Origin of the sequence: Foetidibacter luteolus (assembly GCF_009650435.1) — a bacterium.
In the GTDB taxonomy this organism is placed as follows: domain Bacteria; phylum Bacteroidota; class Bacteroidia; order Chitinophagales; family Chitinophagaceae; genus Foetidibacter; species Foetidibacter luteolus.
Map to the genome: position 1 here is coordinate 69,537 of NZ_VVIP01000079.1, position 21,240 is coordinate 90,776.

At 45.8% G+C, this 21,240-nt stretch carries 18 protein-coding genes; 5 read left to right on the forward strand and 13 right to left on the reverse strand.

What is annotated here, in order from left to right; genetic code table 11:
* Positions 1–11 precede the first annotated feature (11 nt).
* Both F0364_RS24745 and F0364_RS24750 read left to right on the forward strand, forming a co-directional pair.
* A complete protein-coding gene (locus F0364_RS24745) occupies positions 12–1,010 on the forward strand; it encodes a hypothetical protein (protein ID WP_153800501.1) in 999 nt (332 codons plus the stop codon).
* 11 nt (positions 1,011–1,021) lie between these two features.
* Positions 1,022–1,708 (forward strand): hypothetical protein, encoded by a 687-nt coding sequence (locus tag F0364_RS24750; RefSeq protein ID WP_153800502.1) that lies wholly within the window; start codon positions 1,022–1,024, stop codon positions 1,706–1,708.
* Between the two features lie 9 nt (positions 1,709–1,717).
* Here F0364_RS24750 and F0364_RS24755 read toward each other — a convergent pair whose 3' ends face one another.
* Positions 1,718–2,794: a peptidoglycan-binding protein gene (locus F0364_RS24755; RefSeq protein ID WP_153800503.1), complete on the reverse strand. Its 1,077-nt coding sequence runs from the start codon at positions 2,792–2,794 to the stop codon at positions 1,718–1,720.
* A gap of 839 nt (positions 2,795–3,633) precedes the next feature.
* Between F0364_RS24755 and F0364_RS24760 the strand changes: the two genes are divergently transcribed.
* On the forward strand, positions 3,634–4,002 hold the full coding sequence (locus F0364_RS24760; RefSeq protein WP_153800504.1) for a response regulator: 369 nt from the start codon (positions 3,634–3,636) through the stop codon (positions 4,000–4,002).
* Positions 4,003–4,071: 69 nt separating this feature from the next.
* Here F0364_RS24760 and F0364_RS24765 read toward each other — a convergent pair whose 3' ends face one another.
* The gene (locus tag F0364_RS24765) at positions 4,072–4,536 is read right to left on the reverse strand and encodes a ferritin-like domain-containing protein (protein ID WP_153800505.1); all 465 of its coding nucleotides are present in this window, start codon (positions 4,534–4,536) and stop codon (positions 4,072–4,074) included.
* A gap of 583 nt (positions 4,537–5,119) precedes the next feature.
* Between F0364_RS24765 and F0364_RS24770 the strand changes: the two genes are divergently transcribed.
* The gene (locus F0364_RS24770) at positions 5,120–5,572 is read left to right on the forward strand and encodes an SRPBCC family protein (RefSeq protein ID WP_153800506.1); all 453 of its coding nucleotides are present in this window, start codon (positions 5,120–5,122) and stop codon (positions 5,570–5,572) included.
* A 370-nt stretch (positions 5,573–5,942) separates the two neighbouring features.
* Here F0364_RS24770 and F0364_RS24775 read toward each other — a convergent pair whose 3' ends face one another.
* The 3 genes from F0364_RS24775 to F0364_RS24785 form a co-directional block, all read right to left on the reverse strand.
* Positions 5,943–7,691 carry a RagB/SusD family nutrient uptake outer membrane protein gene (locus F0364_RS24775; RefSeq protein WP_153800507.1) on the reverse strand — a complete coding sequence of 583 codons (1,749 nt, stop codon included), beginning with the start codon at positions 7,689–7,691 and terminating at the stop codon, positions 5,943–5,945.
* A 20-nt stretch (positions 7,692–7,711) separates the two neighbouring features.
* Positions 7,712–10,930 carry a SusC/RagA family TonB-linked outer membrane protein gene (locus F0364_RS24780; protein WP_207632867.1) on the reverse strand — a complete coding sequence of 1,073 codons (3,219 nt, stop codon included), beginning with the start codon at positions 10,928–10,930 and terminating at the stop codon, positions 7,712–7,714.
* 296 nt (positions 10,931–11,226) lie between these two features.
* On the reverse strand, positions 11,227–13,431 hold the full coding sequence (locus F0364_RS24785) for an alpha-amylase family protein (protein WP_153800509.1): 2,205 nt from the start codon (positions 13,429–13,431) through the stop codon (positions 11,227–11,229).
* Between the two features lie 625 nt (positions 13,432–14,056).
* On the opposite strand from F0364_RS24785, the gene F0364_RS24790 reads away from it, so the two are divergent.
* Complete coding sequence (locus F0364_RS24790; RefSeq protein ID WP_153800510.1) at positions 14,057–14,950, forward strand: AraC family transcriptional regulator; 894 nt, start codon at positions 14,057–14,059, stop codon at positions 14,948–14,950.
* Between the two features lie 90 nt (positions 14,951–15,040).
* On the opposite strand, the gene pyrR is transcribed toward F0364_RS24790, so the two are convergent.
* The 8 genes from pyrR to F0364_RS24830 form a co-directional block, all read right to left on the reverse strand.
* On the reverse strand, positions 15,041–15,562 hold the full coding sequence (pyrR, locus tag F0364_RS24795) for a bifunctional pyr operon transcriptional regulator/uracil phosphoribosyltransferase PyrR (protein WP_153800511.1): 522 nt from the start codon (positions 15,560–15,562) through the stop codon (positions 15,041–15,043).
* Between the two features lie 71 nt (positions 15,563–15,633).
* Entirely contained in the window at positions 15,634–16,290 is a 657-nt protein-coding gene (locus F0364_RS24800; protein WP_153800512.1) for a 3-oxoacid CoA-transferase subunit B, read from the reverse strand.
* Between the two features lie 167 nt (positions 16,291–16,457).
* Positions 16,458–17,171 carry a CoA transferase subunit A gene (locus F0364_RS24805; RefSeq protein WP_153800513.1) on the reverse strand — a complete coding sequence of 238 codons (714 nt, stop codon included), beginning with the start codon at positions 17,169–17,171 and terminating at the stop codon, positions 16,458–16,460.
* Positions 17,172–17,209: 38 nt separating this feature from the next.
* Positions 17,210–17,602, reverse strand: coding sequence for a DUF4296 domain-containing protein (locus F0364_RS24810; protein WP_153800514.1), 393 nt, complete (start codon positions 17,600–17,602; stop codon positions 17,210–17,212).
* Entirely contained in the window at positions 17,602–18,522 is a 921-nt protein-coding gene (porD, locus tag F0364_RS24815) for a type IX secretion system protein PorD (protein WP_153800515.1), read from the reverse strand. Before porD ends, F0364_RS24810 begins: the two co-directional genes overlap by 1 nt.
* Positions 18,506–19,708 (reverse strand): bifunctional phosphopantothenoylcysteine decarboxylase/phosphopantothenate--cysteine ligase CoaBC, encoded by a 1,203-nt coding sequence (gene coaBC / locus F0364_RS24820; protein ID WP_153800516.1) that lies wholly within the window; start codon positions 19,706–19,708, stop codon positions 18,506–18,508. Before coaBC ends, porD begins: the two co-directional genes overlap by 17 nt.
* 199 nt (positions 19,709–19,907) lie before the next feature.
* Positions 19,908–20,249, reverse strand: coding sequence for a DNA-directed RNA polymerase subunit omega (locus F0364_RS24825; RefSeq protein WP_153800517.1), 342 nt, complete (start codon positions 20,247–20,249; stop codon positions 19,908–19,910).
* Entirely contained in the window at positions 20,218–21,042 is an 825-nt protein-coding gene (locus F0364_RS24830; protein WP_153800518.1) for an outer membrane protein assembly factor BamD, read from the reverse strand. The genes F0364_RS24825 and F0364_RS24830 overlap by 32 nt, the downstream gene beginning before the upstream one ends.
* Positions 21,043–21,240 lie beyond the last annotated feature (198 nt).

Consider the following 21,240-nt stretch of genomic DNA (forward strand, 5'->3'; position numbering starts at 1 on the left):
AACAATTTGCTATGAGTGACGTTACTTTTTCGGTTAACGAATCCACCTTCAAAGCTGTATTCAATAAAGCCTATCCCGGAAAAAAATTGAACTTTAATGAAAGCGGTTCAAAAGTTCTGGTATGGCTTGGGGTAGAGGGAGAAATACACATTGAAGGCGCCGGTGGCATTGAGTTTGAGGATGGCAATACCTTTCTTCTGAAAGAGCTGGAAATTGGTTGGGATAAATTAATCCTCAGGCTGGGCCTGGATGTGCCGAATGTTGAAATTGGCAAGTTCTGCCTCCTGCGCATGCCAAGAAGTATCCCGTTTTGGGGAGATGCTCCGTTTCTTGGCGATGAGTGCCTGGTAGAATTTCCCGGGGTTACCTTGTTTACCGGTAAACCGGATATAGGCCCCTTTAAATTAAACCTAAACGCGATTATTCCATACATCGTAACTGAAATTGGTGGCCGCTATTTTATTTACATTAATAAGGAAAAAGACAGCAGTGGAAAGTTTTACCAAATGGTGCATGCAAAGCCAACCGCCGTTGATGTTGATCCCATTTCTATCAGCGACACGATGGGAAAATTGCCCGCTATTATCCAGGGTGGTATATATTATGCGGCTTCCCAAATGATTAAATACATTCCTCAAACCTGGATGGTAGATGTGGTATTGAGTTTTCTTGGTTTTCCTACGCTTACTGCCTTCCTGCTTGATTTGCTCGACATTCATGATGATGTGGAAGATTGGCTAATGGACGTACTTAATGTAAGCATTGGTATTGATAATGTGCTTTACCAGTTAATTTTCCAGGAAATGCTTGAAAGTAAAGAGCTTTTTAAAATTGAAGACCCTTACCCTTTCATTGACGCGAAGACACTGGATGTAAGTGATTTTGGCGGGTACAAGACCACCCCTGCCGGTTCTACCTTTGAACTTCCTGCAATAACGGCGCCCGTAACTGATGCTGCTGTTGAGTTTGCAGAAGACAACATGTTTATCCGTTTCAACTTCGGGATTTAAAAATCAGTTCTATGCTTAATCTCAACATATTTTCAATAACAGGTGTTGACTCTGCTTTATTGCAAAACAATGCTTCAGTAATACACCAGATAAAGGATGCCGGTGAATTTTGGATTGCCATTTATAACGCAGCTTCTCAAATTGAAAAAAGACTGGTTGTGCAGGTAGATGAGCAAGCCAAATCGTTTATTATAAACATTACAGCAGATGATTTGCCAACTGGTAAAGCGTGCTGCTGTACAGAGAACGGGATACTTGTGTACACCCTTCGCAGTGGTGGATTTGTACACCTTAAAGGCTCTGAAGACGGATGTTTCGCTATGCTCTATAAGGCAGGGAGTGAAGATGCAATATGGGATTCCAGGAAGCTGGACGCCGGTGATTTTTTTGCATTCATGCTGCTGCGTCCTGGAAAATACAGCTTCTCGAATCGTATAAGCGGAGCCGAATGCTTGCTGACAGTTGCTTATCCCGATCCCCGACAGAATAGCAAGGCAGAAGGAAAAGAGGCGGAACCGGTAAGATTACGAACTGAGTATGATGCTAACTGGGAGCCCTTAACAATAAAACCTGGCCAAGGTGTTGTTGTGGAAGTGAACAACCCCTCACGCTTGTACTGTGATCTGCGGGAAGTGGATGACGGTCCGGAAGACCTTATAGCCTGGAAAAATGAGTTAAAACGCAACAATATTTTGTAGCACCTTCCCCTACCCTCCTAACTGAACGGCTTTTTGCATGGCCTGGTAACGTTTATCCCACCTGGCCATATCCTGATTAAGGCCGTCGTCAATATGTACGGTATCCCTGTCCTGGAAGTCTCCGCCCCAGCGAAGCACGGGATCGTCTTTAATGAATTTTATAAACAGCCGTACAGGCTCTGCTACTGCCGGGTATTTTGCCAGCTCTTTTGAATTGGCTGACCTGGTCTTGTTATCATACACAACGTTCATATCAATGGCGTGGCCAGCCATGTGGTTAGAGCGGGTGGCGGGCTTTACAATAGCTCCGGCTACATTAGATGATGTGCGGAAAGAACTGGTTACATGTATAAAAACATTGGCCTGTTCCGCATAGGCATTAATCTTTTGAAGCATGGGTACAAACTCCACATCTGCACGGCAAGGCTGGCCCATAAACCTGGATGCTTCAAACAATACAAGCGGAGAATCTTCGGAAGGTAAATTGTTGGCAGCCTGGTCGCTCCAGTTACTGCCGTAAAAGGTATTAATGTCTTTAAGTATCTGGTTCATCAGGGGCCTGGTAAGCAAGTCGCCGTCGCTGTCAATGCCATTGTCTTTTGCATAAGCAATTACCGCCGAGCGGGTGCTTTTACCATAATCTCCATCGGCGCCAAATTTTGCAAAGTTTAACTGCTGGCCATAGCCCTTTTCATTCAGCATTAACTGTATGGCGGTAACACTCATCTTTGTGCCCTTTGAAATAAATTTTTTTGTGCGCAGGTCTGCATTATGGATAGACCACAGCAAATACATTTCAGGCAGAAAGCTATGCCGCTGCAGCAGTAGTTTAGCCAGGTTGTTGGATACAACAGTTCCATCACTTGCCACATTATTCTTTGCCGCAAAAGCGGCTACGGCATTTACTGTAGCGCTGTTGTAATTACCATCTGCCTCAAAATTATCAAACTGCAATTCACGCTTAAAGCCCAGCTCAAACAGTACCCGCTGTAATTCTGTTACCAGCTCTTTGTTTGCAGAGCCCTGGAATAACTGTTTGCTGATATCTCCCTGTGTAAGGGCTGCTTCTATAAGAGATGTTTCCATGATGGCGTTTTTTTATGGGTAAAAATTGCAGGAACTAAATATATTAATAATCCCGCCGTAATGCAAGTGTTAACCAGGTATCAGACAGCCAGGTAAGCGGGGCTGTACGTTGGTGAGAGCCTGGTTGCAGCGTTAAGAATTTTTACGGGGTGCCCCCAAGCTGCGCAAGGGGTCGGGCAGAACTGCGTTCGCAACCTTCGTCAAAGCAACATTTAGTTGCGTTTTCTCGGTTGTGCTCATACTCCGGCACAAAAGCCTGGCTGCAAAGGCCTCACCGGGGAGAACTGCGTTCGCAACCATCGCCAAAGCAATATTCAGTTGCTTTGACTTGGTTGTGCTTCAATTCTCACCCGGGGTGTAACCCGCTGCTTCTTTCGAACGCAGGCTGTTAGCCATGATGCCCCATATTGTAAAAATCAGGCATGCCCATGCGAAGCGCAAATTACCCGGTGGGAAAAGCTGCACGGCGTACAAGGCGTACAAGAGTGCGACGCAAGTAAAGCCTCACATAGTTGCTGCTGCCGGGCTCATAAAAATTAGTGTCTGCTTGCGCAAGCAAGCAACAACCGCCAAACGCCCTTTGGATTTTTGTTGTGCAGTTGAAAGAAATATTTAAGAATAAAAAGATTTTTTGGAATGCGCTGCGGATGCGGTGGGTTCGGTAATAAAGTTCCTTGATGCAAACCACTTTATTGTTGGCCTGTTGTTTACTAAGTTCTCAAACTTTAATTGTTCTTTAAATTGCACTTAGGCAGTTTTCATCGTCATTTAAGTGCATATAACTTGGCATTCATGAAAAAACATATACTTTCACAGCACTTACACCAAACTTATATGAATTGATTTCAAGAGAACCTAAAAAAGTTATGGTTGTAGATGATAACGAAGACCTGCTTTACATATTCAAAACGTTTTTGTCAAAGCAGGGGTTTATCGTTAAAGTCTCTCATAGCTGCGAGCAGGCGTTAAGCATCTTATCATCTTTCTTGCCCGATATTATTTTCCTTGATATTAACCTGGGCGATGACGATGGCAGGCAGGTATGCGTTAAGATTAAGGCCATTGCTCAATTTCTGCATACGCCTGTTATACTTATTTCTGCCATTGCCAACGAATCTTCCAGCTACCAGCAATACCAGGCAAGCGGTTTTCTTGCTAAGCCATTGTCTTACCCGGCCATATTGCAAACTATTGCGGCGCATACGTAGCGTATACTTCTTACATAAAAAAACCCCGGAAAATTCCGGGGCCTTATTAATGGGTAAGTATTCAGCTTTTTAACTTGCCGTTTCCTTTTCATAATCCCGCATTGTTTTTACTTCATTATGGGCCATCCTAAGCTCCTGCTGCTGTGCAGCTATTATCTGGCGCAGGCTGGCAGGCAACTCTTCCTCCAGGGCAGAATCATACGCTTTCAGCGCGGCATCCTCACCAAATTCTGCACTGGCCAGTACAGCATGTTCATTATGACCGGTAAACGCGGCCTTAACATCCATCCATGCCCTGTAAATTTTTCCACTTAGTGTGGTACCCTTTTCTACATCGCCTTTTAACACCTGCACTTCTGTGGCAAGCGCCATACGGTGGCGATGGCTTTGATCAATATACTTCAAAAAAGCTGCCCTTAGCGATGGGCTGTCTCCTTCCAGCTCTTTTAATGCCTTCTCATAACCCGCAATCCTGTCGTTATGGATTTCGATAAGATCATTTAACGTTTCGATGACATTTGATGTGTTTGTCATATAGCTAAGATTTTATGGTTAACAGTATAAACCTGCTTTTATAAATCAACAACAATGCCATTATCCGGCGTTAGTTTATGGCACACTTTGTTTGTGTAATTCTTTGGACTTTCCTTACCTCTTGGAAGTATTATTATGGATCCGGCAATGGAACAAGCATGAGGCTTCCGTTGCGTCGCACTCTTGTACGCCACCGCATTACTGAACAAGTCATTCAACCTGCCGCAGCATTGCGGGTATGGTTGATAATTATATTAACGCTCGTTCAACAACCTCAACATTTTAAACATGCTGTTGGTAAAAATATCTGCTAATAGTCCAATGAATAATTCCCATTTGTGTTGTCATTTTCAGCCCCACAGTTTGTCGCATACTGCCAGCAAATGGCATGGCATTCTTTGCGAGGTTCGTGCCATAACAAAACGATGCTGATTCGCTTGTAAAATCCCCTACCCTGTTTAACAGTAAAATTTTATCAGCAGCTTTGTTATAAAAACAAATAACAAAACAACGTGGAGCAGCCACCACTTTAAAAACGGGCGTAACCGAAAAGCCTTACGAGTAGGAACAAAAAATGTATTGTATGCCAGATAACAGCGTGTCATTACACAGGGTGCTTAAAGCATCTCCCGAAAAACTTTTTCGTGCGTTTACTGAGCCGGTTGCCATGGCTTCCTGGATACCGCCTTACGGTTTTACTTGCACCGTACACGAAATGAATGTGGAAGTGGGCGGCACTTACAGAATGTCGTTTTATAATTTCACTACCGGTAACGGGCATTCGTTCGGTGGAAACTACGTTGAACTGAAACCTGTGGAGTTCATTAAGTATACAGACCAGTTTGACGACCCCAACCTGCCCGGCGTTATGACAACCAGTGTATGGTTGAAAAAAGTATCTGTTGGTACTGAACTCAACATTTTGCAGGAAGGTATTCCTTCAGCAATTCCGGCAGAGATGTGTTATTTGGGCTGGCAGGAATCGTTGGAAAAACTAGCCAAACTGGTAGAGCCTGAAATTCCGGATGCCGTGTGATACATGTGAGTGAAATGTGAGTCTTGAGTAATAATGAGTGCAGTTGCGAGTTCAGTACAACGCAATCATAAACCCAGGGATGTAACCCCTGGGTTTATGAATAACATCCTGTTGTGTTGAGCTTCAAAAAATTTAATTTAATGGTATTGCCGCCTGCGGCGGCAATACCGTATTCTACCCGGTGGTAAAAGCTGCGTAGCGAACAAGGTGTACAAGAGTGCGACGCAAGTAAAGCTCCATAGCAATTCTTCTGCCGGGCCCATAAAATAAAAAAAGCGGGAATAGACATTCCCGCCCAAGTATAATACCTGCTTATGAGTATATACTTTACTCTAAATTGCTAAATGCGAAAAGACTGCTTGAAAAATTATTAATATCCCGGGTTTTGCTGCAACACGTTATTGCTTAAATCAATCTGTGTTTGCGGTATCGGGAAATATTCAGTTTTACCGGCGCTGAAATTTGCGCCTTTTAAATAGGTGCGTATGTTGCTTTCGTACTGCAGGTAGGCATTAAGCGTGGCCGCAGCTTCGCCCCAGCGTACCAGGTCGAAAAAGCGGTGGCCTTCCATACCCATTTCCAGTTTTCTTTCAAAATGCACGGCCCTGCGGGCATCTTCCTGGTTAGCCCATGCGGTATTGTACAAACCTACCTTATAGTTGGCTGCCGGTGTGCTGGTACCATCAAGGTATACCCAGCTTACGGGCAGTGCTGCACGTGCCCTTACTTCGTTTACATAAGCCCTTGCCTTGTTAAGGTCGCCTGCTTCCACCTCGCATTCTGCCAGCCATAAAATGACATCTGCAAAACGTATCAGGTTGCAGTTGATGGCGGTTACAGTACTGCTCCAGAAAGAAGCATCGGTAAGTTTGCCTTTTTGCTCTTTGTAATAAACATTCTTCTTTGGGTTATACGGGCCTCCATAAGCCTGGTCGCGCTGCCATGCAACACCCTGGTGCGGGCCATAATCCAGGTAGGGAATGCCGCGGCGGCCTACCGTCCAGTCAAGGCGCGGGTCAAGTGTTCCTCCATAAGGAGTAAATGGGGCGCTGGCCGCAACCCCTTCATCGCTTGTTACTATTGGTGCCGCATTGTAATTGGTTGTTGAAGGAAGGCCTGTAGCCGCATCTACTTTATAAGAGTTAACCAGGTCCTGCGAAGGCTGGAAAAAACCGCAACAATCAAAGGGGCCGCCATAAGGGCCGTTTAATACATCTCCATAGTTGGCATTAGCAGCGCCACCACCGTCATTTACAGAACTTTGTACGGCAAATACACTTTCCTTGCTGTTTTTTGTAGCGGCATTAAAGTTATCCTGGTACCTGTCTAACAAACCATATTTAACGCCCAGCGGGTTAGTACCGTTGGCATATACCGCTTCCAGAACAGTTTTGGCTTCGGCCCATTTTTTCTGGAATACAAGGCATTTGCCCAGCATGGCGCCGGCAGCCCATTTGTTGGCACGGCCTACCGCATTCATGGTAGCGGGCAGGTTATCGTAGGCAAACTGCAGATCTGCCTGTATTTTAGGCCATATATCTTCTGTGTTAGGAACGTTTACTTTTTCGTTGGGCACGGTAAACTCCGTCATAGTTTCATCAATGTAAGGGGCGTTATTCCACATTTTCTTTGCCTCAAAATGAAAGTGGGCCCTGAGGAAACGGGCTTCACCGGCAACCCTTGTTTTAACAGCATCAGACATATCTGTTGCATTGGCCATTACTTTAAGTACAATGTTGGCGCGGGTAACACCGTCATAAACGGCTATCCACTTCTGGTTAAAAAACGCATTGGTGGGCACTGCTGTATAGTTCTCAATGGCGTTTATTTCCGGCTGGTCTGTGGCCGTGCTGCCTTTGTGGGCATCGCCACCGGCAATACTGCCATATACCCAGTTAGACGCGGCGGAAGACCAGCTACCTACGGTGGCAGAACCCACACTGTAGCCATCCAGTAACGAATAGGCGCCAATCAGCAATTGCTCCACACCGGTTGTATTTGCCAAAAGGTCTGGGTTCAATGTGCCGTTTGCACTCTTGTTTAAAAAATTCTTGCTGCAGGAATACAAGAGGTATATACCCGCCAGGCATGTTATGGTGATAAATATTTTCTTTTTCATATATAAAGCGGTTGAATAGTTTAAAAATTAATACTGGCGCCAATAAGGAATGTTTTTACCGTGGGGTAAACACCCAGGTCAATTCCAGCGGCCCTGTCATCCGTTGTCACAATTTCCGGATCCAACCCTGTATATTTTGTGATGGTAAACAAATTGGTAGCCTGCACATATACCCTGAACTTGTCAATCTTTAACCTGCTTAACGCCCTGGAAGGGATGGTGTAACCAAGCGTAAGGTTTCTCAGGCGCAGGTAAGATGCGTTTTCCATATAGAAGGAATTGGGCACCGTATTGGTACTAAATGTGGCGTCAACTTCCTGTATGGGGAATGTGGCATTGGGCCGCTCCGGCGTCCACGAATCGTAAAGGGTAGCCCTGGCTTTGTTGGTAACGCCGGTTTGGTAGAAATCAGTATTAAACCTGCCGTAGTTAATAGCATCCCTGCCCTGCACGCCATAGAAAAAGGCAGCCAGGTCAAACCCTTTATAAGAAAATTCCAGGTTTAAACCATAAGTAAACTTGGGATTGGGATTACCAAAGAATACCCTGTCGCTTGCATTAATGGTATCGTTGCCATCAGCATCCAGGTATTTAAAGCGGCCAGGTGCAGCTGCATCCTGAACCGGTGACTCTTCCACATCCCTTGAGCTTTGGAACATACCAACTATCTGGTAGCCATAATACGCGTTAATGGCTTCGCCTACGGCGTTACGTGTAAATGTGCCGTTAATCCTATTCGCCTCATTCAACGGGCTGTTGTAATCAAAGTACGTAAGGCCCTGCGAAATGGAGGTGATGGTATTTTTATAGGTGGTAAAGGTTACCGTTCCATCAAATTTAACATCGCCAAGGTTTGCCTTTTGAGATATCTGTATATCAATACCCCAGTTTTTCATGCTGCCCACATTAAAGAACGGAGGATTTAAAGCGGCAATACCTCCTGATGTAGCAAGTTGCTGCACCGGGTACAGCAGGTCCTCAGTTTTTTTGTGGTACCAGTCAAACACTATTTCCGTGCCTTTGAAAAGAAAGGCGTCAAATCCTATGTTGGTGGTTACGTTGGTTTCCCACTGGCCGGCGGAGTTACCAATGAAGTTGTTATAAAAACCGGCCGAAGGTGTGGTGCTGCTGCCATTAATGTCGTAAGATGCGGCGCTGTTGCTGGGTGAAAACTGGGTAAACTGGTTGGTAGGGCCTATGCGCTGGTTACCCATGCGGCCCCAGCTACCACGTATTTTCAGTTCCTTAATCCAGCTTACATCTTTCAGGAACGATTCTTCAGATATGCGCCATCCAAGCGATCCGGCTGGGAAGGTACCATAACGGGCATCAGAGCCAAAGCGGGAAGAGCCATCGCGGCGTACTGTTAAACTTAACAGGTAACGGTCTTTGAAGGTATAGTCAACTTTTCCAAATAACGAGAACAAAGAAGCCGTGCTTGGTGAACCGCTGGCCAACTGGTTAGATGTACCTGAACTTAAAGTAATGTAATCGTAGTTAAAGTAGGTGAAATAGTTGCTGCGGCTACCGGTAACCTGGTTGGCGAATTCTTCCACAGCTTCAGTACCGGCCAGGGCCTGCACAAAGTGTTCGCCAAATGTGTTTTTGTAACTTAGCTGGTTGGTCCAAACCCAGGAACGGTTTTTTCCAAAAGTGGAGGAATAAGTAGGGTTACGGTCGTTTTCAGAACCTTCGTATTCTATATAAGGATAGTTTTTGGTATCAAAAGAACTGAAGTATCCGCCAAAGCTGGTACGTGCGGTAAAATGCTTCAGCAAATCAACTTCCGCATACGCGTTACCGAATAACAAAAAGCCATTGGCCCTGTTGTTCTTTCTTCTTTCCCTAAAGGCTACCATGTTATTAGGTGTGCCCAAACCGCCACCCCTTGTTCCCGCAAAATCGCCGGGTACAATAGTGTACACCGGTACAATAGGCAGCATCAGGCGGCTAAGCACCACATCGCTGTTTTCGGTGTTGTTCTCCACGGCATTGGCTTCTGAAAAGAACACCTGCATATTGGAACCTATCCTGATATTCTTCTTAACATTAAACTCCGTATTGAACCTGGCGCTGTAACGGCGGTAAAAATTATTAATCACAATACCATCCTGGTTAAAGTAGTTAAAACTTGCCAGGTATTTGCTTTTATCTGCAGAGCCGCCGGAAACAGTAAGGGTATGGTTCATAATAGGTGCTACCCTTGTTACTTCATCCCACCAGTTGGTGCCGGTTTTGTTGGCCCTTACAATCAGGTAGGGGGCATAGTTGGCATCTCCCAGGCGGCTGTAGTTAAGGTCGTAAAGGTCGGGGCTTACCCTTGGGTCTCCCTCGCTTAAGCCAGCCGCTGTACCGGCCAGCAGGTAATCCGGCAGCACCGGCGTGGCGCCACTGCCATATTGGGGGCTGCTGGGTGCACGGCCGGAATTTTTGTACGCCAGCCATTCCAGGTCGGCATATTCCTGCGGGTTCAGCATTTTGCCTTTGCCCCACCCGGCACCCGGGTTTTGTACGCCGTAGTACATGTTGTAGGTTACTTTGGCCGCCCCTGTTTTTCCTTTTTTGGTAGTGATAATGATAACGCCGTTAGAAGCACGGGCGCCATATACAGAGGCCGATGCTGCGTCTTTCAATATCTGCATAGACTCTATATCATCCGGGTTAATACCCAGTAAAGAGCCTACCGGTACACCATCCACAATATACAGTGGGTCGTTGCCCGTAAAAGACGCAAAGCCGCGTATCCTAACGGTAGATACACTGCCGGGCTGGCTGTTGGTGGTTACGTTTACACCGGCGGCACGGCCCTGCAACTGGTTTTCTGCGGTAGTGGCGGGTATGGCCTGCAAATCCGCAACTTTTACCACCGATACGGAGCCGGTGATATCTTTTTTACGTTGCGATGAGTAACCGGTAACCACAATTTCGTTAAGGTCGCTGGTGGTTTCTATTAACGACGCGTTGGCTACACCGTTGGCTATGGTTACATCCAACGGCACAAAACCTACTGACGAAACGGTAAGTACCGTATTGCCTGCAGGCACATTAAGGCTAAAAACGCCTTCTTCATCCGTATTGGTGGCAACAGTAGTGCCTTTAACCATTACGGTGGCAAATGGTATGGGCTTGCCATCTTTGGCGTTGGTTACCTTACCGGTAACCTTTTGCTGTGCAAATACTGCCACTGGCAGCAGGAATAGCAAACAGCAACTTACAATCCTGGTAATTCTTGAACTCATAAGCATGCAATTTTTCATTGTTATAAAAAGCAGGTACAGTTTGTTTTACCGGCACTTGCTGATTGTTGCAAAGGGTTTGGTTAATTGTTTTAAAGGGTTTAGGGCTGCGGAAACTTTAAACATTGTGTATCCCGTAGTTTTTTTAATACCGGCGACAATATTTCGTGGCATCGTCCCTTGCGTCGCAATCCGTTCATCTGCAAATCATTGGGCGGCTGTTCAGACCCGGGTTGAATTTTAGTTTCTGCTGCCAGGCTCCCAATTGCCTTGCTGTTCAAGCGGCATTGTTGTATTTTTTACCGCTCTATTAAGTACCCCGCTGTTGATTTCAATAGCTCTTTGTCAATCTTTATCATTAGTTTGCCATCCTGCCATTGCCAGCGGGTGAACTCCTTCTCCCCTTCCGTATTCAATATGGTTATGCTTCTTGGTTTGCTGTTGTAAGGCAGGCTTATCCAGCCTTCGTCAAAGGGTATAACGGCCAATTTTTTGCTGCTGGAAATATCCGCTGTATCCTGTGCAATCAATGCCCAGCGGCCCTGCCAGTTTACCTGCTGTAAATGTTCATCAACCGGCATCAAATCACCTTTTTCCATAGCACGCAGCGCCACTGAGGTAAGAATTGTACCATTGCCTGAAGCTTCCAGCCTGCCCCAGCATTGCAATTCCGGCGGCGCTGTAAACCCACCCGCATGGCTGTTAAACCACAAGGGTTTCCAGCTAAGTGTTTTGCGGTGCCATTTGTTTACCGCCAGCCTGCGGTTAACAAACAAGGGTGATATTTTGTCCTCCCCATAGTCTGACGGAAGCACTGAGCCTGGCGAGCCAACCACAGCGCTGTTTAAAAGCACTTCATCATCGGTTTGCCAATCGTAGCCGGATGAGCCATTAACGGCCATACCTTTTTCAGCAATCAGCGAGCCCCAGATGCTCCATTGCTGGTGGCCTGGTTTTATGTCGTACCACAGGTCGCCCTGGTCGTCCATAGATACCAGGTCCATTACCGGCAGCCACAAGGGGCTTATGCTGTAATACATAATGATAACATCAGGGTTAATGCTTTTCGCGGTTTCTGCAATCAGCTTAACCAGCTCGTAAGCAAATCTTTCACCACGGTATGCAGGGTTTTTGGCCACTGCTACAGATGGGTCCGGAAAGCCGTAACCAAAATCAAGTTTTATCAGTGCGGGCTTCACTGTTTTCATAATGCCCTCCGTACGCTTTTTAATAAAATTGCGGGTACGTTGGCTGCTGATGTCAAGGCAGTAGTAAGATTCGCCCCAGGGACTGAAACTCCAGTTGGCACGGCAGGCCTTGCCGTTCTTTTTTAGCAGCAGGTCTTCATCTGTTAAACCAGCCTCGGCGGGATTGCTTATCCAGCCAACCGTTTCCCAAACGCCATGCTGCAAGCCTTGCTGGTGTATATAATCTATGTCTTCAAAAAAGTTGGGGAATCTCTGCAGGTTGGGTTTTCCGGATCCCTGGGACGATTCCCAGGGATCGTCCAGGACCATTATTTCACTGCCGGCTGTTTTCGCAAAATCGGCAATAGGCTTTATCGCATATTTCTTTTCACGCCAGAGGCCCCAGGTATTCCAGATAGCTTTTGCGGCGGCCACAGGGTGTTGCTTGCCCGGAAATGAGCTATAATAGCTGCGGAAAGCGTCGTACGCTTTGGCAGCCATGGTAATACGCAGTGGCTCATTCCAGGTACGTTCTTTAGCTACAGGTGCGCCCCAAATATCTTCCCGGTAAATGTATTGCAGGCAGGCACTGGTAGCCTGTACCCGCAACATCATAGGCGCATCGGGTATGCTGCCTGCACCGGCTACGGCAAAGCCCGCATCAGAGCCCATACCTGCATAATAGAGGGGCCTGGGGTAAGCGGCCCCATAGGGTGCGCCAAGCGCCGGGCCAAAACCGCCCAGGGCAACGTTGGCCTGACCAAAGTCCCACATGCGGAAATAGCTTTGCACGGTGCCGCCTTTGGCGCCCGGTATACAAAAGCCAAAAGATTGCCAGTCGGGCATAAAAGGCCTCTCCCAGTTGGGTGAAACAACATTGCTGTCAGGATGTACGGCAGAAGTGCCGAAATACATTTCGATAATAGCAGGGATAGTATTGCCCCAGTTAATGCTGAGCGCCGAAAAACGTATGCCCCAGTTTTCTTTGGATACGGATAGTTTCCCGGTACCGTAATTGCCGATACGGAGCGTAAGTGAGAGGTTGTTTTCTGTTACGGTGGATTTTTCGGTGTTAGCAACGGCCTTAATATATTGCTGCCTGTTATTTACCTGCAGCCAAAATGCCGGTAGCAGGCTACCCTGCCATATTGTGGTGTTTGTTGATGATACATATACCCTTGCCTTGTCTGCCACTACATCCCATTCAAACTTTTGCTGCCCGTTGTCGTAAACCCAGTAATTTGCCTGGCCTGCTGCAAGGCTGTATAAGCCGGGTAACAAAAGACATATCAAAAAAAGGCAACGGCAATCTTTCATAAGCAGTTATGTACATGCCGGTTAGCGGCGCGGTTAGCTGACATTCGGTTAGTAAAATAAAAAATAAAGACGTTATCAATTTACCAGTAAACAGGCAATAAGTAATACTATATTGGCTTTGTTAACTGGTGTATAATTGAGTATCTATTTCAAAGCTACCTTATATTAACCTGCCTGTTTATCAGCAGGTTATCCTAAACTGATACTATCTTTTCATGATAATGAAGCCCGTTGCTATGCTGAATACAGGTACAACATGCCTGCACAAAAAACATAAATACCAGTATTTTACCGCCAGGGCTTAGGCCTGCCTGTGAAGCATGCAACAAGTTCGCCAATGGGTGAGGGATTGAAGCGGAAAGCCCACAGCCACCGCAGCTTTAGCGGAGGTGGCGAGGACTTGCAGCGGAAAGCCCGACCCCTTGCGATAGCTTGGGGGCACCCCCTGAAAAATTCTATCATGGAAAAATGCCGGCCCCGGCATTACTAGCCCACATAAAAGGCGGGATAAAACTATACCACCTTTAAGTTTTACCCGTTCACCTAATTATCCAATGCCGGTATTTTATTTTCCTTATTTTGACTTTAGCTAACCGATACAGGATAAAATAATAACGATTGCACTATGAAACCAGTTTTAGAACACCTGCCGCCTAAAGAGGAAGAATCTTTTTTTGTACAGGCTTTTGACCTGCCTTACTTTGGCACCCCCTGGCATTATCACCCGGAGTTTGAGCTGGTACTGATTGAAGAAAGTGAGGGAAAAAGGTTTGTAGGCAACGCAACATCTGACTTTAAAAAGGGCGACCTGTCTTTTTTGGGCGCCAACCTGCCGCACCTTTACCGCAACCCGCCGGTTTATTATGACAAGCACTCTAGCCTGCGGGCAAAGTCTATAGTAATACATTTCAGGGAAGCATCGCTGGGAAAGGATTTTTTCTCGCTGCCGCAAATGAAAAAAGTGAACCAGTTTTTAGAGCGGTCGGCCCAGGGTGTTGATATACTCGGCAACAGTTGCAAAGCTATTGCGGCTAAAATGCGGGAGATGACCTGCACAACCGGTATAAGCAGGCTGGTATTGCTGCTGGAAATACTGGATATGCTGGCCGGCACGGATGAATACAGCCTTGTATCCGGGGCGGGGATAGTTGGGCATAACAGCTTTGATGCCGACAGGCTGAACAAAGTATTCCAGTTTATACTGCAGAACTTTCACCGGGAAATAAGGCTGGAAGAGGCAGCATCGCTGGTGTACATGACACGCACCTCGTTTTGCCGGTTTTTCCTGGAGCGTACCAAGCGCACTTTTTCTGATTACCTGTGCGAAGTACGGTTAAACCATGCCGCTAAACTGTTAATAGAAAAAGACCTGAAAATAACCAGGATAGCATCAGAGAGCGGTTACAATAACCTCAGCAACTTTAACCGGCAGTTTAAGGAAAAATATAAAATGAGCCCCCAACAATACCGGCAATTGTACCTGAAGGAGAAGGCGCCTGTGTTTATGGAGGGCGTGTGAGGGGAGGTTATGTATGGGCTACGAAGGCATTTAGAGTGGAAACGGAGTATAAACATACTTCGTACTTCCAGTTCCCTGCCTAAACTTTCATCACATCAGCACCACTTCATCTTTATCACCTTTGGCTTTCCACTTTACAATTACTTTTTGAGAAGGAAAAGTGTCTATGGCTGTGCCGGTATAATCAGCATGGATGGGCAGTTCGCGGCTAAAGCGGCGGTCTATCAATACGCACAGCTCTACCTTGGCAGGGCGGCCAAAATCAAGCAAGGCATCCAGCGCTGAGCGGATGGTGCGGCCTGTCCACAATACGTCGTCAACAATCACCACATTTTTATTTTCAATGCTAAAAGGTATATCTGTAGCGTTGGCCACATGCAGGCTTTTGCGCACGTCATCGCGGTAAAAAGTGATATCCAGTTTGCCGTATTTTATGTTGGAAGCATTGGTAAGCAACTTTAGTTCATCTACAATACGGTCGCTTACATAAATGCCGCGTGGCTGAATGCCAATAAGCACAGTATCCTGCAGGTTCAAATGATTTTCATATACCTGGTGCGCCAACCTTTTAAGCGATAAAGCCACCTGCTGTTCTGTAAGAATAGATTTCAAGAAAATTCAATTTTGCACTAAAATAATCCAATCGGGTTCACCGGCAAAAAACCGGTTGTAAAAACGCTGCTTTATACCAGTATTTCAGGCACTTCGGCTGGTACAACCAGGCGGCCAAGCGTTTTGGCTTTTATCTCGTCAACGCTAACGCCCGGCGCCCTTTCTTTCAGCAAAAAGCCATCCGGTGTTATCTCCAGCACGGCAAGGTCTGTTACCACTTTTTTTACACAACGTATGCCTGTAAGGGGCAACGTACAAGCTGGCAATAGCTTGCTTTCTCCTTTTGGGTTGGTATGTTGCATGGCCACAATAATGTTACGTGCGCTGGCCACCAGGTCCATAGCGCCACCCATGCCTTTTACCATTTTACCGGGAATTTTCCAGTTGGCAATATCGCCGCTGTCGCTAACTTCCATGGCGCCGAGTACGGTTAAATCTATCTTACCGGCCCTTATCATGCCAAAGCTTTCGGCACTGTCAAAAAAAGCGCCGCCCGGTATTACGGTAACAGTTTCTTTACCGGCATTAATAAGGTCGCTGTCTATTTCTTCTTCCGTAGGGTATGGCCCCATGCCTAAAATACCGTTTTCGCTTTGCAAAACAACCGTTATGCCATGCAGTATAAAGTTAGACACCAACGTTGGTATGCCGATGCCCAGGTTTACATACATGCCATCACGCAACTCCTGCGCAATACGTTTGGCAATTCCATATTTATCCAAAGGCATAAGTAAATGTTTAGTTGTTCAAAGTTCAATGTTCGTCTCAAGTAGGGTTATAATGCCTTACGGCATTGGTTTTAGTATGGTACGGGCTGAGGTATTTCATGGCGTCGCCTGTTGTGTCACTCACTTGTACGTTCGGCTCATTGGGCAGCAGGCATCCCGCCCCGATTTTATTTTTCGTTGGCCTGTGAGCCAATCTTTACCGTTCTTTTTTCAATTCGCTTTTGATAACCCGTGCCTTTAAAAACACGGTGCACATAAACGCCTGCTACATGAATATGGTCAGGGTCCAGTTGGCCAGGCTCTACCAATTCTTCTACTTCGGCAATGGTTATGGTTCCTGCTTTGGCCATGGAAGTTGAAAAATTGCGTGTGGTTTTTCTGAAGACAAGATTGCCGAGGCTGTCTGCTTTCCAGGCTTTTACCAGGGCAAAATCCGCTTGCAGTGCAAGCTCCATCAGGTGCATTTTTCCATTAAACTCACGTACTTCTTTACCCTCAGCTACTTCGGTACCATAACCCGCCGGTGTAAAAAAAGCGGGTATACCCATACCGGCCATCTGTATGCGTGTGGCTAATGTCCCCTGCGGAATTAAATCCACCTCCAACTCACCGGAAAGCAGTTGCCTTTCAAATTCTGCGTTCTCGCCCACATAGCTGCTGATCATTTTTTTTATTTGCCGGGTTTTCAACAGCAGGCCTAATCCAAAATCATCCACACCGGCATTATTAGATATACAGGTTAGATTACTGTGCCCTTTTTCAACCAGGGCTGTAATGCAATTTTCGGGAATACCGCACAGGCCAAAACCACCCAGCATAATGGTGGCATTATCGTGCATATCGTAAAGCGCATCTAAGGCGTTGGAAAATACTTTATTCATGGCAGGCATCTTTTCAGGCTAAAACACTATCACTTAATCTATTTTGGCAAGTGTACTTTTTTACGCAGGCTGTCTGTTTTAATGGGTGGCCTGTTGTACTGGTTCATTTTTTCGCGGTTGGCAAAAGTTGAAACAGAATCCATCAGGGCTTTGTTTAAATCGGGATGTTCTTCATAGTATTTGTAGCTTTTGTAAAATTCATCCCTGCTTATCTTATGCACAGCAAAAACATTGTTGTACATAACCAGCGTGCGGTTGGTATAGGTGTTAATGCTGCTGTCAAGTTTTACACGTATGGCAGCTTCATCTGCCCGCAATAAATCGTACACAATCATTTTCATTTTTTCCGGCGGAATAACATCCCCTGGTATGCTGTTATCAGAACAACCTGCCGTCACCAGTACTATTGCCAGCATTATTGCTTTCTTCATTACTTCAACTCCTCTCTATATTTGGCGGTATTGGCAATATCCAGTTTAGACAACAGTTCCAGGGCCTTTGATTTTGATTGTGGATCTGCTTTCTTAAACATACCGATTAACTCCTGGCTGCGGCTTTGCATAAAAAACTGCAATATCATGGTATTGGGACTTTGCTGGTTAAAATCCTGCAGTTTGTTTAGCACATCCAACACCTGTTCACGGGCCAGTATTTCGTTCTCGTACATATTGTCAAGCCCATTGCGGTAATATCCATAGAAAATGTCGTGCAGCATGTTATTTTTGGGATCAACAACATTGTTAACCAGCCAATACCGGTTGCGCAGCCCGTCAAATACTTTCCAACCGCTGATGCTTCTGCCTTCGGGAGAATTGTTGACTATGTTCTGTGCTTTCCTGAAATAGGCATCGCCACCTTTAAGGGAATATGAGTCGTAATCCATACCCAGGATAATATTAGCATAGTAGGCAAAAATAGCGGTAAGGTTGGCCGCCAGGGGGTCGTTGCCCTGCACACGGTTTTCATTAAACTCAACAGGCTGGTATTCTACGTATTTAAAATTCACATCCGCATCCTGAAAGTTAACCAATGGAGATTTGTAAGCCGAATTGTACACGGGCCTGGCCGCCTGTACGGTAAGGGAGCCCCGGTAGATATTCTGGTCATCCGTACTTTCTATGCTCAGCAGAAAGAAGCACTGGATTTTTTCGTTAGGCTGGTAAGTATCATTTGTCCACTTGCGGTTATTAAGCAAATTAGTTAACTGCGTTTGCAGGGTGTTGAATATTTTTTTGTCTACTTGCGTACTTACACGCTGTGCGTTAACTGTAACTTTTGCCTGGAACTCCTGGGCGCTGCAAAAACTGAAACACAGGCACGCCGCAAACAGTAAATTAAATAGTTTTCGCATGTAGTTTTTGTATAATGATTTGCACAATTTCTTCTGCCACTTGTTGTTTACTCAGCAAGCCTGTTTCAAAGGTATTGCCCTCTTTATCAAAGATAGTCACCTTGTTGGTGTCGTACCCAAACCCGGCATTGGAATCGCGTAATGAATTTAAAACAATTAAATCAGCATTTTTCTGCTTTAACTTTTGCAGGGCATTTTCTTTTTCGTTGTTGGTTTCTAATGCAAAGCCAACCAGCAACTGCCCGTTGGCTTTTACCTCACCAAGAGATTTCAGGATATCTCTTGTTTTGTGCAGGTTAAGGGTTAGCCCGCCATCCGTCTTTTTTATTTTTTCAGCCGCTACTTCAACGGGTGTGTAGTCAGCCACGGCTGCACTCATTACCGCAATATCCGCATCTTTAAAAGCCTCTCTTGCAGCGCTGTGCATTTGCCCTGCAGATGTAACATCAGTACGTTTTACACCGGCAATATGTGCAAGCTTTACCGGCCCTGCAATTAAATGCACTTCAGCGCCCTGCCTGTACAATGCTTCTGCTATGGCAAAACCCATTTTTCCTGAAGAATGGTTACCGATAAAACGAACGGGGTCTATGGCTTCGTATGTAGGCCCGGCAGTTACAACGGCCCTTTTGCCCCGTAAGGCAGTACCCCTGAAAAACTGGTTGGTAAGGTATTGCAGTATCTGTTCAGGTTCGGCCATACGCCCCTCTCCCACCAGGCCGCTGGCCAGTTCGCCGGTACCCACATTTATTACATGGTTGCTATAACCTTCCAGCTTTAGAATATTGGCCCTGGTTGCGGGGTGGCGCCACATATCTTCATCCATGGCCGGCGCCGCTATTACCGGGCATGTGGCAGACAGGTAAACGGCCAATAAAAGATTATCGCATTGGCCATTGGCCATTTTGGCCAAAGTATTACAGCTTAGCGGCGCTATCAGCATCACATCGGCCCAGCGGCCCAGCATTACGTGGTTCGACCAGCTATCTTCGTCAAACAGGTCAACCAGCACTTTGTTGCCAGACAGTGTTGACAATACCAGCGGCGGCACAAAGTCTTTAGCACCGGGCGTAATAATTACCCGCACTTCTGCCCCGGCCTTTACCAGCAACCTTACCAGTAATATAGATTTATAAGCTGCAATGCTGCCCGTAATGCCCAATAATATTTTTTTTCCTGCAAGCATAAAGCGAGTGTAAGTATTTGAGGGCTGCTTCACTATGGCGAGTAGCGGACAAGGCGTACAAGTGAGTGACACAACCCAGGTTCAATAGTAGCAATGGCTTTGGTCCCCAAAAATTCTGCTTGCCATTACAAACACCAAAGTAATAAAAAACGACAGTATCTCTACTGTCGTTTGCATTGCAATAAATATTTTGCGGATCCTAACGGAACAAATCGTCTTCGTTGTTGCGGAAATACACTTTGCCATCCATAAACTCCTGTGTGGCAAGAATAGCAGGATTTGGCATTTTTTCGTAAGCCCTTGAAATTTCAATCTGCTCTTTGTTCTCGTGAATTTCTTCCAGGCTGTCTGTATGGCTGGCAAATTCTTCCAGTTTGTTGTGCAACTCTTCCTTTAACGCTATGTTAATCTGGTTGGCACGTTTGGCTATAATAGCTATTGATTCGTACAGGTTACCCGTATGGGCTTTAATGTCTATCAGGCTTTTAGTTTCAACCACATTGGTTGTATTAGCGCTGAGTTGTCGCCTGAGCTTGCTCATTGTGTATTCTTTTTAAGTTGTTATCAGAAAGTGCTTTATACTCATCCACCTGCTCCTTCAGTTTGCTTTCAGGAAAGCGGTCGGAAAAATCTGTGCATTCGGTAAGTACCTTGCTATAACGTTCCTCCTGTTTATCCCAGATACTCATTTCCGCATAGCGATAGTAAGATTTAATTACCGCCAGTTTGTAGTCCTCACTTTTACGGGAATCGGGATAGTTATCCATTAAGGTAGAAAAAGCCACGGCTGCGCCTTTGTAGTAACCGAGGTCATAATATAGTTGTGCGCTTTTAAATTCTTTCAGTTCCAGCTTTTCCCTTAGCTTATCAATTATTTCGGTAGCCTGTTTGGTCCTTTCGCTTTCACCGTGTGTATTAATAAAGGCCTGCATCAGGGCTATAGCCTTGGTTGAGTTGGTTTGGTCAAGGTCAACCTTGGGCGATTGTTTATAAAAAGAATAAGCCCTCATGTACTCGCATTCCTCAGCCCTTGGGCCATTGGGAAACGTTTCTGTATAAGTTTTAAAAAGGCTTTCTGCATTCAGGTAGTCCTTTTGGTTGTAGGCGCAGTAGGCGTACTTGTAAAAAGCGTCTTCGTAACCTTCCTTGCCTTTAATGTAAGGGAACAACTCATCAAACAGTTGCTGGGCATAGCTGTATTTTTTATTGGCGTAATACTGCTCGGCCATTTTCAGTTTGTACTCATTGTCTTTGCTTTTCATCACCTTTGCAAACTTTGAAGCGCAGGAAGAGAAAACCAAAACCAATACTAATGCAGGTATCGTTAATTTCATAAAACGTGCGAAGTTACATTTAATATGGCAATATAGGCACATAAAATATCCGCAACTGGCCGGCGTAGTTAAGAATTTCTAAAAATACCTTGCCGTTTAAGCTCCGGTACGTATTTGGCAACAGCCAGAATGTGCCGAATAATTAACGCTACCTTCATTAAACATTCGTTGTAAGGTTAGGTCTTACACCCGTTATTA

What these genes read in the sequence shown, in the direction of transcription:
- F0364_RS24770 (WP_153800506.1), top strand. Translation starts at nt 5,120, where the DNA reads ATGCCAGATAACAGCGTGTCATTACACAGGGTGCTTAAAGCATCTCCC.
- porD (WP_153800515.1), bottom strand. Translation starts at nt 18,522, where the DNA reads ATGCGAAAACTATTTAATTTACTGTTTGCGGCGTGCCTGTGTTTCAGT.
- F0364_RS24780 (WP_207632867.1), bottom strand. Translation starts at nt 10,930, where the DNA reads ATGAGTTCAAGAATTACCAGGATTGTAAGTTGCTGTTTGCTATTCCTG.
- F0364_RS24805 (WP_153800513.1), bottom strand. Translation starts at nt 17,171, where the DNA reads ATGAATAAAGTATTTTCCAACGCCTTAGATGCGCTTTACGATATGCAC.
- coaBC (WP_153800516.1), bottom strand. Translation starts at nt 19,708, where the DNA reads ATGCTTGCAGGAAAAAAAATATTATTGGGCATTACGGGCAGCATTGCA.
- F0364_RS24755 (WP_153800503.1), bottom strand. Translation starts at nt 2,794, where the DNA reads ATGGAAACATCTCTTATAGAAGCAGCCCTTACACAGGGAGATATCAGC.
- F0364_RS24830 (WP_153800518.1), bottom strand. Translation starts at nt 21,042, where the DNA reads ATGAAATTAACGATACCTGCATTAGTATTGGTTTTGGTTTTCTCTTCC.
- F0364_RS24785 (WP_153800509.1), bottom strand. Translation starts at nt 13,431, where the DNA reads ATGAAAGATTGCCGTTGCCTTTTTTTGATATGTCTTTTGTTACCCGGC.
- F0364_RS24745 (WP_153800501.1), top strand. Translation starts at nt 12, where the DNA reads ATGAGTGACGTTACTTTTTCGGTTAACGAATCCACCTTCAAAGCTGTA.
- F0364_RS24750 (WP_153800502.1), top strand. Translation starts at nt 1,022, where the DNA reads ATGCTTAATCTCAACATATTTTCAATAACAGGTGTTGACTCTGCTTTA.
- F0364_RS24825 (WP_153800517.1), bottom strand. Translation starts at nt 20,249, where the DNA reads ATGAGCAAGCTCAGGCGACAACTCAGCGCTAATACAACCAATGTGGTT.
- F0364_RS24765 (WP_153800505.1), bottom strand. Translation starts at nt 4,536, where the DNA reads ATGACAAACACATCAAATGTCATCGAAACGTTAAATGATCTTATCGAA.
- F0364_RS24790 (WP_153800510.1), top strand. Translation starts at nt 14,057, where the DNA reads ATGAAACCAGTTTTAGAACACCTGCCGCCTAAAGAGGAAGAATCTTTT.
- F0364_RS24810 (WP_153800514.1), bottom strand. Translation starts at nt 17,602, where the DNA reads ATGAAGAAAGCAATAATGCTGGCAATAGTACTGGTGACGGCAGGTTGT.
- F0364_RS24775 (WP_153800507.1), bottom strand. Translation starts at nt 7,691, where the DNA reads ATGAAAAAGAAAATATTTATCACCATAACATGCCTGGCGGGTATATAC.
- F0364_RS24800 (WP_153800512.1), bottom strand. Translation starts at nt 16,290, where the DNA reads ATGCCTTTGGATAAATATGGAATTGCCAAACGTATTGCGCAGGAGTTG.